This is a genomic window from Lysinibacillus sp. GbtcB16, from assembly GCF_019091145.1.
GTDB lineage: Bacteria > Bacillota > Bacilli > Bacillales_A > Planococcaceae > Lysinibacillus > Lysinibacillus fusiformis.
The window spans coordinates 1-269 of the sequence record NZ_JAGXJV010000422.1; the positions used below are offsets into that span (position 1 = coordinate 1).

Genomic DNA, 269 nt, shown 5'->3' on the forward strand with positions numbered 1-269 from the left:
GGCGACCGGAATCGGCGGTAGATCCACTTTCGGCTTCAGCGCTGGCAGACCATAGAGCGGAGTGTGATAGCGCGGATTGCCCACTCCGTTCATGGAGCCGTAGCCCATGGCATAGCCCTGGCCGGGCAAGCCGATCCGTCCGAGCATGGCAGCCAAAGCCACAAGTGCCCAGAAGGGTTGCTCGCCGGACTCTGCCCTTTGCAGTGACCATGTGGCGGTCAGCATCGAAGGCTGATCGTAGAAGCGGCGTGTCAGCGCAATGATCTCTT

1 protein-coding gene is annotated in these 269 nt (G+C 61.3%); it reads right to left on the reverse strand.

Going from position 1 to position 269, the window contains the following annotated elements:
• Positions 1-269: molybdopterin-dependent oxidoreductase (locus KVT27_RS24775; protein ID WP_217582187.1), on the reverse strand; the 269-nt coding region annotated here is incomplete at both ends.